The organism is Massilia niastensis DSM 21313, from assembly GCF_000382345.1.
Classification (GTDB): Bacteria; Pseudomonadota; Gammaproteobacteria; order Burkholderiales; family Burkholderiaceae_D; genus Telluria; species Telluria niastensis.
This window is the reverse complement of the sequence record NZ_KB908178.1, coordinates 1-10592: the sequence shown is the minus strand read 5'-3', so window position 1 is coordinate 10592 and position 10592 is coordinate 1. Positions and strand designations below refer to the sequence as shown.

9 protein-coding genes, 1 rRNA gene and 2 pseudogenes are annotated in these 10592 nt (G+C 61.9%); 7 read left to right on the top strand and 5 right to left on the bottom strand.

What is annotated here, in order from left to right:
• A pseudogene (locus tag H162_RS34595) lies at positions 1–123 on the top strand (IS5/IS1182 family transposase); the annotation flags it as partial.
• Positions 124–266: 143 nt separating this feature from the next.
• Here H162_RS34595 and H162_RS0128980 read toward each other — a convergent pair.
• On the bottom strand, positions 267–749 hold the full coding sequence (locus H162_RS0128980; protein WP_156885868.1) for a hypothetical protein: 483 nt from the start codon (positions 747–749) through the stop codon (positions 267–269).
• Between the two features lie 334 nt (positions 750–1083).
• On the opposite strand from H162_RS0128980, the gene H162_RS0128975 reads away from it, so the two are divergent.
• A complete protein-coding gene (locus H162_RS0128975; protein ID WP_020656975.1) occupies positions 1084–1701 on the top strand; it encodes a recombinase family protein in 618 nt (205 codons plus the stop codon).
• Positions 1702–2028: 327 nt separating this feature from the next.
• Here the strand turns inward: H162_RS0128975 and H162_RS34590 are convergent, their stop codons facing one another.
• Positions 2029–2472, bottom strand: a complete 444-nt coding sequence (locus H162_RS34590; protein WP_156885867.1) for a hypothetical protein — start codon at positions 2470–2472, stop codon at positions 2029–2031.
• Positions 2473–2546: 74 nt separating this feature from the next.
• Positions 2547–4250: a recombinase family protein gene (locus H162_RS32975; protein WP_084677173.1), complete on the bottom strand. Its 1704-nt coding sequence runs from the start codon at positions 4248–4250 to the stop codon at positions 2547–2549.
• 33 nt (positions 4251–4283) lie between these two features.
• On the opposite strand from H162_RS32975, the pseudogene H162_RS0128960 reads away from it, so the two are divergent.
• Positions 4284–5711, top strand: a pseudogene (locus H162_RS0128960) (YifB family Mg chelatase-like AAA ATPase); the annotation flags it as partial.
• 35 nt (positions 5712–5746) lie between these two features.
• Here the strand turns inward: H162_RS0128960 and H162_RS0128955 are convergent.
• Positions 5747–6712: a GlxA family transcriptional regulator gene (locus H162_RS0128955; RefSeq protein ID WP_020656971.1), complete on the bottom strand. Its 966-nt coding sequence runs from the start codon at positions 6710–6712 to the stop codon at positions 5747–5749.
• A 310-nt stretch (positions 6713–7022) separates the two neighbouring features.
• Here H162_RS0128955 and H162_RS0128950 point away from each other — a divergent pair, with 310 nt between their 5' ends.
• From H162_RS0128950 to H162_RS0128935, 4 genes are all read left to right on the top strand, one after another.
• Positions 7023–7535, top strand: a complete 513-nt coding sequence (locus tag H162_RS0128950) for a hypothetical protein (RefSeq protein WP_040788515.1) — start codon at positions 7023–7025, stop codon at positions 7533–7535.
• Positions 7536–7542: 7 nt separating this feature from the next.
• Positions 7543–8277 carry an ABC transporter ATP-binding protein gene (locus H162_RS0128945; protein WP_020656969.1) on the top strand — a complete coding sequence of 245 codons (735 nt, stop codon included), beginning with the start codon at positions 7543–7545 and terminating at the stop codon, positions 8275–8277.
• Positions 8274–9827 carry a putative ABC transporter permease subunit gene (locus H162_RS0128940; protein WP_020656968.1) on the top strand — a complete coding sequence of 518 codons (1554 nt, stop codon included), beginning with the start codon at positions 8274–8276 and terminating at the stop codon, positions 9825–9827. Before H162_RS0128945 ends, H162_RS0128940 begins: the two co-directional genes overlap by 4 nt.
• 80 nt (positions 9828–9907) lie before the next feature.
• On the top strand, positions 9908–10249 hold the full coding sequence (locus tag H162_RS0128935) for a DUF1840 domain-containing protein (RefSeq protein ID WP_026355243.1): 342 nt from the start codon (positions 9908–9910) through the stop codon (positions 10247–10249).
• Positions 10250–10462: 213 nt separating this feature from the next.
• On the opposite strand, the gene rrf is transcribed toward H162_RS0128935, so the two are convergent.
• Positions 10463–10575: ribosomal RNA gene (rrf, locus tag H162_RS0128930) — 5S ribosomal RNA — on the bottom strand.
• Between the last annotated feature and the right edge of the window lie 17 nt (positions 10576–10592).

The window sequence follows — 10592 nt, the reverse complement described above, 5'->3', positions numbered from 1 at the left end:
CGGAAGACACGGTACCGCGGGCTGGCGAAGAACACTGCACAGCTGCTCACCTTGTTTGCCTTTGCCAATCTGGTGCTTGCCGGCCGTACCTTTGGGAGCGCTCGCGCCCGAACTCCGTCCTGAATGGGGAAACGCGTGCCGCGACACGCCGAAACCTGCTCGGCAGCGTCGAATAGACGCAAAAAATAGCTGATTTCGGCGCTCGTCTCTGCCGGCACCGGTTTGTCGCACCGGCGCGAAGGAAACCTTATTTATTCAGCGCTTCCTTAGAACGAAAACGCCCGTTTGTAATCAAGGGGATGGTCCCCAAGCTCTTCTTCTAGCGTTTCGCAAAGAATCTTGCAGATCAAAGCGAGCCGAGGATGCTCATATCTATATACCGCTACCTCCTCCCAGCGAGCGTTTTCAAAGAGATAGCGAGAGTTCGCAAACCCATCCTTATTTCGTTCCAATAGCGAAATCAACGAAGGATCAAGGACAACACTTTCTCGTGGAAAGTTCACCTCCGTATGCACCCCTTTGAGCTGGAACGCTGTATCTACACGAGCACAAATTCGTTTTGGATCAGCTTTCGTTGCTTCATCGAACTTCCGAGTCACTGAGGTACGCATCCATTCAGGAACTACGGCGAACAATTCCAAAAGGTCATGCTTCATGGGCACGGGAAGAGGAACTGCAATCAGTATCGCTTTGATATAAAGCTCTAGTGCAAGTATGCGGTTCGTCGCTGACGCTACCGATTCGCTCATGTCGCTTTCTTGGCCCTCCTGGAGCGACTGGTGACGCGACGTAAACACCGTAGACAGCGCGTAGTAGGCGTTTGCCGCCTCAAGCACTTGCCAGGGACTGTACTGCGACCCGTCTAGCGGCTCACGTTTCCTTGCCATCATTCCTCCTGAGTGAGTGTGACGAAAGTATAAACGGTTCCTTAGAAGCAATGGATGGGTCAAATAGGGTGGTCAACGAATGAACAGTCAGAAACTCATCAATTCAGCCCTTCTCATGCCCTAGAGTTCGCTTGTAAACGATAGGTGAAATAGGGTATACTCAATTTAACCTAACGAATTCAAGAAAGAACCTACCATGAAACCAATCGCCAGAATCTACCAGCGTGTAAGTACAGAATCCCAAGACCTGACTCGTCAGCACTCCCTCCGTGCTGAAGCCGAGGCAAAGGGCTATCAGGTAGTCGCTACCTACTCGGAGAAAGCCTCTGGTACGTCTGAGCAGCGTCCAGAGCTTCAGCGTATGCTGGCAGACCTGAACAAGGGCGACATCATCATTGCTGAACACCTCGACCGTATCACCCGCCTCCCGATGGACAAGGCAGAGGCGCTTATGGCCCAGATCGAGGCGAAGGGAGCGAAGGTATCTGTCCCTGGTTTGATCGACCTTCCCAAAGCAGAGGAAGGCATGACGGGAATCGTGATTGACGCTATGCAGGCGATGCTGCTGAAGATGGCGCTGTACCAGTGCCGTGCGGACTACGAGACTCGCCGTGAGCGCCAGCGTCAAGGCATCGAGGTAGCGAAGGCAAAGGGTACGTACAAGGGCCGCAAGCCGGATACGGTGGCGAACGCCAAGATTGTGGAGCTCCGTGCGATTGGATATACCATCGCCAAGATTGCGGACACGTTGAACGTCAGTGAGTCCCAGGTCAAGCTGATCCTGAAGAAGGAGAAAGCGGAGAAATCAGCCTGAAGCGATAGGAGGCGCTACGCGCCCGTCCAGCGTCATTTGGCTACCAACCCTCAACCCATCCATTCAAAACGCCTCCTGGGGCTTCTGGCGATGCAGGAAGGCGTATAGGACGCTGACGGTAGGTCAAAGTAGCTTCCCTAAGAATTCAGGTGAGTGATTCTGGGTGCCTAGGGAGCGATTACAGCCCGCTAGAGACGTACCAAGCTCCAACCCATCCTTCCCCTGGTCGGCCCTCTGGCCGCTCCTGTTGATATTTCTGGCCCATTGGCGAGCTATCTTGGCGGACAGGCAGAGCGGTTAAGCGATCCGCTCGCCATCGCTCGATTATTAGAACTTTGCTTTCGCCGGTTTGCAATGCCCGGAAAACGCATAGCGGCCTCCGTCTTTAGGTGAGTCCGCCACGGTAAATAGGACATTTGTACTGCCGGTAATTCGATTTATAGAAAGGTTGATATCAATTACCCGTCCATCCAATACAGACAGGCTTACTGTCTTCCAGCTCGAATAGAACTCGTCACTGGTCTTCAGATCAAACTCCTGCTCTCCCAAGTTGACGAACAGGGCTCTTGCTTTCTTGCCATTATCCGAAAGTTTAATCGTCATCGTGGCGTTTGAGTTGTCCAGTCCTTGCGCTGGCAGTCCCCAACCGTCCGTCCAGTAGGGCATGGTTCCCGAGCAAGTCAAAAAGGTCGTTGCAGCTTTCTTTTCGGGTTGCGAAGCATGTCCGTTGACGGAAGCAAGAAACAGAGCACTGAGAAGGATAAGCTTCATGACGAGTAGGATAGGTTGCAAAAACACAATGTAGCATTTGCTAGTTAAGTTCACTAGCGTTAAAAGCGATATCCCTACGATGTCCTACCCTGCACCTTCGGTAGCTTCTTAGAGCCGAAGCCCACGTTGTACTCAAGCTGGTGTTCTTTTAGCTCGCCCTGGTCGTGCAGCCGCATCGTCACATCAGGACTGTAGGAACCCGTGTCGATCTTCCCAGCCTCGTCACGTAACTTCATAATTAACTTCTCGTGCTGGTAGACGTTGTAGTACGCCAGCTTTGAACGGCTCCCAGCTTTCTTAATCGCTACCTTGATGTCAAGCCGCTTTAAGAGCGCGTTAGCTTGGTTCCTGCGCTCCCGATTCGTTAGGTCTACCCTGTCGAAGAAGGCTTGACGATCAATTACGGTGTTAGCGGCTAGTAGAGCCTCAAGCCGTGCAATCTCGTTCTTAGTGTCGTCCACCGCCTGTTCCTGCTTCGTCATCGCTCCAAGAACGGAGCGCGAGCCGGTGGCCTCGTAATCTTGTATAAAGCCGTCCAACTTCCCTTGTTCAGCTATCAGCCGTCCCCGCGCTGCTTGGAGCTGGCTTTCCTGTAAGGCTATGTCATCCTGTACGAGTGAAAGGTTGCCAGTAGTCGCCAGAATCTCCAGGAACACCCGTTCCGATGCATCTAACCGTACACCAGTCTCTTCACAAACTCCCTTATCCCGGTTTGAACAGGTCAGGTAGGTCAAGGGTACGTTCTTATCGAGCCTCGACACGCCTTTCGTATTCAAGGTCATGGCAGCGCCACAGCCAGCACAGACCCCGATACCGGCCCACAGGTTGAAGTTCTTCGTCTGTTTCGTAGCCCGGTTGATCTTGCGTCCCTTGATTGCTTCCTGTGCCCTGTTGAACACATCTGTTTTCACAATCTGAGGAAAGTAGCCGGGAATCGGAGGGCCTGCCTTGGTTCGCTTTTGCAGACTTCCACCGATAGACCAAGGTTGGTACTCTCCCAACACAGCCCGATTCCCCAGCAGCCGACTAACGCTAGTAGTACCCCAAGTCACGCGCTTGTTATCCTTGATGTCCGTACCCTGGCGCTTGAAAGGCGGTATGCGTTCCTTGTTGAGTATGGCCGTAATTGCCCCGTGCCCGTAACCGTCAATGGACAGTTGGAAGATGCGATTGACGATTGCAACTCGTTCCTCAATCTCTACGTACTCTTCCTCCCCTGTATCCTTGTGCTTCACGTAGGCGAGCCACATAGGAGCGTTGTCGCCCATCGGCTTGAGCCGTTCGGCCTCCTCCTTCTTCTTCTTCCAAGCCTTACCTAACAGGTAGGACTTGCGTTCACTCTCAGCGTTACCACGGGACATATCGAACAGAACAGGCATAAGCTGTGTCCAGTCGTTGTGTAACGACTCCTGGCTGTACTTCATACCATTCTTCAGCGTTACCAGAACAATACCGCCAGCCAGAATGCGCTGAAACACGGCCAGTCCTTCCATCACCGGCAGTCGTGTAAGACGGTCCATATCCTCAATCAGAAGGTAGGACCCGGCCTTCACCTTGCCAGTCTCCACCGCTTCCATAAATTCCTTCAGTGCGCCTTCCCGAGCATTCTTGCCCTTAAACGCCGACACGCCCAAGTCACGGAGCTTAAGCGTTGTGTCAAGGGTTAGCCCTTCCTTATCGGCGTACTCCTGGGCCGTCATGCTCTGGCGTTCAAGGCTTCCGCCTCGTGATTGAGACAGTTGTGAGAAACGAATGTAGCTATACGCTGTAGGCTTCATGACGGGGCAACTCTGTTAGGTGTATCCGATTCTACCATTGCGATCGTCGGCCTGCCGGACGCCGAGGTCCGCGAGTCGAAAGACCGGGTCCGGGCGGCGCTGCAGAACTCGGGCTTCGACATCCCGCCCAGGCGCATCACCGTCAACCTGGCGCCCGCCGACCTGCCGAAGGAATCCGGCCGCTTCGATCTCCCGATTGCGCTCGGCATCCTGGCCGCCTCGCGCCAGATCCGCGCCGACCGCCTGGACGACTTCGAGTTCGCCGGCGAACTCTCGCTGTCGGGCGAGCTGCGCGCCATCCGCGGCGCGCTGGCCATGACCTTCGCCATGCAGCGCCAGCACGGCGACCGGCCGCGCGCCTTCATCCTGCCGCTGGCCAATGCCGGCGAGGCCGCACTGGTCGAGGATGCCGTCATCTATCCGGCGCGCACGCTGCTCGAGGTATGCGCGCACTTCTCCAACCTGCCCGACGCACCCCGGCTCGCGCGCCACCCGGGCCAGGCTTGCGCGCCCTCCCCTGGCTATCCGGATTTTGCCGAGGTCAAGGGACAGCAGCGCGCCAAGCGCGCGCTCGAGGTCGCCGCGGCGGGCAGCCATTCGGTGCTGCTGGTCGGGCCGCCCGGCGCCGGCAAGAGCATGCTGGCATCCTGCTTTCCCGGCCTGCTACCGCCGATGAGCGATGCGGAGGCGCTCGAATCGGCTGCCGTGCAATCGATCGCCGGCAGTTTTTCGGCCGCGCGCTGGCGCCGCCGCCCGTTCCGCAGTCCGCACCACACCACGTCCGGCGTGGCGCTGGTCGGCGGCGGCAACCTGCCGCGTCCGGGAGAGGTATCGCTCGCCCATCACGGCGTGCTGTTCCTCGACGAATTGACCGAGTTCGACCGGCGCGTGCTGGAAGTCCTGCGCGAGCCGCTCGAAACCGGGCAGATCACGATTTCGCGGGCCGCCCACCAGGCCGATTTCCCGGCCCGCTTCCAGCTGCTGGCGGCCATGAATCCCTGCCCGTGCGGCTGGCTCGGCCATGCTTCCGGCAAGTGCCGCTGCACCGGCGAAGTGGTGCAGCGTTACCAGGACCGGATTTCCGGCCCCCTGCTCGACCGCATCGACATCCAGCTGCCGGTGGCGGCCGTGTCGCCGGACCAGATCGGCGCCCAGCCCGACGGCGAGCCGAGCCGCGACATCGCCGAACGGGTGGCGCGCGCCCATGCGCTGCAGCTGCACCGGCAGGGCAAGCCCAACGGGCGCCTGTCGGCCGGCGAGATCGAGCGCCACTGCCATCGGGACCGCGCCGGCGAGCAGCTGCTGCGCAACGCCATGCAGCACATGCATTGGTCGGCGCGCGCCTATCACCGCGTGCTCAAGGTGGCGCGCACCATTGCCGACCTGGCCGCGCAGGCCGATATCGAGTCGCCGCATATCGCCGAGGCGATCCAGTACCGGAGAATGCTGCACGGCGGGTGATTCACAGCTCAGCGGCTTGTGAAGATGGGCAAACCTCAGGCGTAGTCGGCCACGGAAGCCTGCTCGCGCGCGGCGCGCTTGATCGCCTGCGGCGGCTGGCCGAAGGCGCGCAGGAAGGCGCGCCGCATGCGTTCGGGATCGGCAAACCCGGTCTCGCGCGCGACCACGTCGATCGGATGGTTGCTGGTTTCGATCATCGCGCGCGCGGCCTCGACACGCAGCACCTCGATGGCGCGCGCCGGCGACTGGCCGGTCTCGAGCCGGAAGGTGCGGCTGAACTGGCGCGTGCTCAGGTTCGCCGCCTCGGCCAGCTGGTCCACGGAAAGCGGCTTGCGCAGGTGGATCTTGGCGTAGGTCAGCGCCTGCTGGATGCGGTCCGACTTCGGCTCCAGTTCGAGCAGCGCCGAGAACTGCGACTGGCCGCCGCTGCGGCGGTGGTACACGACCATCTGGCGGGCGATGTGCTTGGACGCCTCCTTGCCCAGGTCGCTCTCGACCATGGCCAGGCACAGGTCGATGCAGGCGGTCATGCCTGCGGAAGTCCACAGGCTGCCGTCGCTGATGAAGATGCGGTCCTCTTCGACGCGCAGCCTGGGATAGGCGCGCTGCAGGTCGCGCGCGAGCGCCCAGTGCGTGGTCGCACGGCGGCCGTCGAGCAGGCCGGCTTCGGCCAGGATGAAGGCGCCGGTGCAGATGCTGGCGGTGCGGCGCGAGCGGGCGCTCGCTTCGCGCAGGAAGGCCAGGAAGGGCGCGCTCGACTGGAACGCCAGCGGCTGCATGGTGCCGGCGACGATCAGGGTGTCGTAGTCGGTGCGGTCGGCCGCTTCCGTGAACACGCCGACCCCGGACGAACTGGCCAGGACACCCCCGTGTTCGGACAACATCGTCATCTCGTAGTACGGCTCGGCAGACATGTTGTTGGCGATCTCGAATACGGTCGTCGCCATCAAATCGAGTACCTGGAAGCCCGGAGGAAACAGGAAGCCGACTCTGCGTTTCATGATATTCCTTACCCAATGAAGTGTGTCCTGGAGTGGCTTGCCGCGCGGGCTTGCCATTGCTGCATCATACGATAAGTACAGAGCGGGGCTAGCTCCTCCGTATTGGAGAGCCGGGCCACATTGACTATGCACCCAGGATCAAACGCAGCTTCCGCAGCAGTGGCCGACAGTGAAAAAGGGCGCCATGCGGCAGCCGATCGTCCGGGTTTAAATTATTGTAAAGAAGCGCTGATCGGTACTTTCTGACAACAGAGTTGGCTCCGGGGCCAGGAAATACGGCAGCACGACAGAGTGCTGTTACCATCCTGTCATGCGACCACAAACACTTTTCCGGATCGGCCAGGCCGTGGCCCTGGCGCTGCTGCTGGCCGGCTGCAGCCCGACCTACAACTGGCGCGACTACAGCAGCCAGGAGGGCGGCTACAAGGTGCTGTTCCCGGCCAAGCCTTCCAGTTTCACCCGCCCGATCGACCTGAACGGCATGCGGGTCGAGATGACGATGACGGCGGCCGAGGTCAAGGGCACGACCTTCGCCGTCGGCAGCGGCACCGCCCCCGATGCGGCAAGCGCGCAGGCGGCCTTGCCCGCGATGCGCCAGGCCCTGCTGCGCAATATCGGCGCCGAGGACTCCCCTGCCGAACCGGATGCCAAGGGGGCGCTCACGGTGAGCGCGACCGGCACCGGCAACGGCAAGCCGGTGCAGCTGGTCGGCCGCTTCGAGGCGCGCGGCGCGCGCTTCTACCAGGTCATCGTGGTCGGCAGGTCCGGCTCCATGCCCGCGGAACAGGCCGAGCAGTTCACATCCTCGTTCGCGCTGCAGTGAGATCTCCATGGATGACGCCAGTCCCGCGCTCCAGCTGACCGGCCTGCGCAAGCATTTCGGGCGTCCGGCCGTCGACGGCCTGGACCTGACGGTGAGACGCGGCGAACTGTACGCCCTGCTCGGTCCGAACGGCGCCGGCAAGACCACGAGCTTGCGGCTGGTCGCCGGCCTGCTGGCGCCGGACGCCGGCCGCATCGAGGTGCTCGGCATCGACATGGCGAGCGCACCCGCGGCGGCCAAGATGAAGATGGCCTACCTGCCCGATGAGCCCATGCTGTACGGGAAGCTCAAGCCGACCGAATACCTCGAGTTCGTCGCCGGGCTGTGGGGCGTGGGCGCCGCGCAGGCCGAACCGCGCGCGCGCGAACTGCTCGCATGGCTGGAGCTGGACCGGCACGCGCACGAGCTGACCGAGGGCTTTTCGCGCGGGATGAAACAGAAGCTCGCGCTGGCGGGCGCGCTGATCCACGATCCCGAGCTGCTGATCCTGGACGAGCCGCTGACCGGCCTGGATGCGGCGGCGGCGCGCCAGGTGAAGGACTTGCTGCTGTCGCACGTCGCCAAGGGCGGGACCGTGATCCTGACCACGCACATCCTCGAGGTGGCGGAACGGCTGGCCCAGCGCATCGGCATCATCCGCGAGGGGCGGCTGATCGCGCAAGGCACGCTGGCGGAACTGCGCGCGCGCACCCGCGGCGGCAGCCTCGAGGACGTGTTCCTGCAGCTGACAGCGGCATCATGAGCATGGCGCCGGGCAGCGTCGGCTGGCTGCTGCGGCATGAGCTGCGCCTGTTCTGGTACGGCGCCGCGCAGTCCAAGGCGACGGGCACGGCCCGCAGGCCCGGCAATACGACGCTCGCCGTGTTCGGCATCGCCTGGTGCGTGCTGCACGGGGCCGCATGGGTGGCGGTCGACAAGCTCTCCGGCATCGGCAGCCTCGAACCGCGCATCCTGGTGGCCCTGACGCTCACGCTGGCCGCCTGCGCGACCTTCATGCTCTCTACCGCCATCAAGGCGAGCGTGGTGGCGCTGTTCGAACGGGGCGACCTCGACCTGCTGCTGTCCTCGCCCCTGCCTTCGCACAGCATCTTCGCCGTGCGCCTGGCCGGCGTGGTGGCGGGAACCGCCGCCATCTACCTGTTCCTGCTGGCGCCTTTCGCCCACGTGGGACTGGCGCAGGGAGCGTTCCGCTGGCTGGCCGTCTATCCGGTCATCATCGGACTCGCCTGCCTGTGCGCCTGCGCCGGCATGCTGCTGACGCTGGCGCTGGTGCGCCTGCTCGGCGCGCGCCGCACGCGCGTGGTCGCGCAGGTGCTCGGCGCGATGGCCGGCGCCCTGCTGTTCATCCTGTCGCAGCTGTATTCCCTCTTCTCGCGCTCCGCGGAAGACCGCGCCGGCGCAGTGATCGCAGGCCTGCTGGCCCGGGACGGCGCGCTGGCCGCCGACAGTCCGCTCTGGCTGCTGGGCCGGGCCGGCGCCGGCGAGCCGGCGCCGGTGCTGGCGCTTGCCGCCGCGGCGGCGCTCGCCTTCGTGCTGACGGCGCGCCATACGCACCGCTTCTTCGTGCGCGGCCTGCAGCAGGCGGCCTCATCCAAAAAAGCCAGCCGGCCGCAGGCGGGACCATTGCGGTTTCGCTTCCGGCGCAGCCTGTTCGATACCATCGTCATCAAGGAGTGGCGGCTGATCGTGCGCGATCCGCACCTGATTTCGCAGGTGCTGCTGCAGCTGATCTACCTGCTGCCGCTGTGCTTCCTCATCTTCAGCAAATCGGACATCCAGACGCCGGCGATCGGCGCCGGGCTGACGCTGCTGTGCAGTTCGTTGACGGGCGCGCTGGCATGGATCGTCATCTCGGCGGAAGATGCCCCCGACCTGTTGCGGGTATCGCCGGCGGCCCAGCGTACCGTGCGGCTGGCCAAGCTGGCGGCGGCAACCATGCCTCCGTTCATGCTGGTGGCCATGCCGCTGCTATGGCTGCTGTGGCGCCTGCCGCTTGCCGGGCTGCTGGTCTGCTTCACGGTGAGCGCGGCCGTGACCGGTGCGGGGCTGATCGTCATGTGGTGCGGCCGGCCGGGCCTGCGTTCCGATTTCAAGGGACGCGGCAAGGGCAGTTTCGTGGTGAACATGCTGGAGCTGTTCAACAGCCTGTCCTGGGGGGCCCTGGCCGGGCTGCTGGTGTCGGCAAGCATCGGAGAAGCGTCCGGAATGATGCTTGCGGGCGCGGCGGCGGCGGCCCTGGTGGGCTGCCTGACGCTCTGCGCGGCTTGGCTGCTGAGGCGCCCGCAGCCATGAACGGCGCACGAGTGCGCGCAAGGTGACCCTGTGCCTAATTAGTGTTATCGTTTAGCTACTAACAGAACAACGAGATAGCTATGTTACTTACCTTTAAATGCAAGTCCTATCCCGAAGTCCTGATGTACCAGGATCATGCCAAGCGCATCCTCGACCTGCTGCACAAGGATCCGGTGCGTGGAGTGATCACGGCCGAGGAAGCGCCCCACGCAGTCAAGGTGGTCGAAGGCGAGATCGAGGAGAGCCGCAGGCATCCTCCGACGGACCAGGTAACGCGGGACGTACAGGCACATCGTGGCGACGATCCGGACAACGAGCATGAACTGATCGAGGAAGTCAGCTTCCCGACCCGGGCCTTCCCATTGCTGGAAATGCTGCGCTCGGCGCGCGATAACAAGACCGATATCCTCTGGGGTGTCTGAGGACCGCTCCAGGCCTGCTCCGCTACTACCTGAAGGGCGGCGGATGTCCGCCTTCGCAGTTGATCGGCCGCTGGACCGGCATGGCAATGGCGCCGCCAGGCGTTAGGCCAGCCTGTGTGGACACCGCAGCCCAACCATCATCGAGCACCGCGAAAGCGGCGCGCAAAAGCAAAAAACCCCACCAGATCACTGGTGGGGTTTTTCTTATAACTAGCCTGACGATAACCTACTTTCACACTGGTTGCAGCACTATCATCGGCGCAAAGTCGTTTCACGGTCCTGTTCGGGATGGGAAGGGGTGGGACCGACTTGCTATGGTCATCAGGCATGACTTGTACGAGTG

Excerpts from the sequence above, each read along its gene's own strand:
- H162_RS0128975 (WP_020656975.1), top strand. The coding sequence starts at position 1,084 with ATGAAACCAATCGCCAGAATCTACCAGCGTGTAAGTACAGAATCCCAA.
- H162_RS34590 (WP_156885867.1), bottom strand. The coding sequence starts at position 2,472 with ATGAAGCTTATCCTTCTCAGTGCTCTGTTTCTTGCTTCCGTCAACGGA.
- H162_RS32975 (WP_084677173.1), bottom strand. The coding sequence starts at position 4,250 with ATGAAGCCTACAGCGTATAGCTACATTCGTTTCTCACAACTGTCTCAA.
- H162_RS0128945 (WP_020656969.1), top strand. The coding sequence starts at position 7,543 with ATGGATGACGCCAGTCCCGCGCTCCAGCTGACCGGCCTGCGCAAGCAT.
- H162_RS0128950 (WP_040788515.1), top strand. The coding sequence starts at position 7,023 with ATGCGACCACAAACACTTTTCCGGATCGGCCAGGCCGTGGCCCTGGCG.
- H162_RS0128955 (WP_020656971.1), bottom strand. The coding sequence starts at position 6,712 with ATGAAACGCAGAGTCGGCTTCCTGTTTCCTCCGGGCTTCCAGGTACTC.
- H162_RS0128935 (WP_026355243.1), top strand. The coding sequence starts at position 9,908 with ATGTTACTTACCTTTAAATGCAAGTCCTATCCCGAAGTCCTGATGTAC.
- H162_RS0128980 (WP_156885868.1), bottom strand. The coding sequence starts at position 749 with ATGAGCGAATCGGTAGCGTCAGCGACGAACCGCATACTTGCACTAGAG.
- H162_RS0128940 (WP_020656968.1), top strand. The coding sequence starts at position 8,274 with ATGAGCATGGCGCCGGGCAGCGTCGGCTGGCTGCTGCGGCATGAGCTG.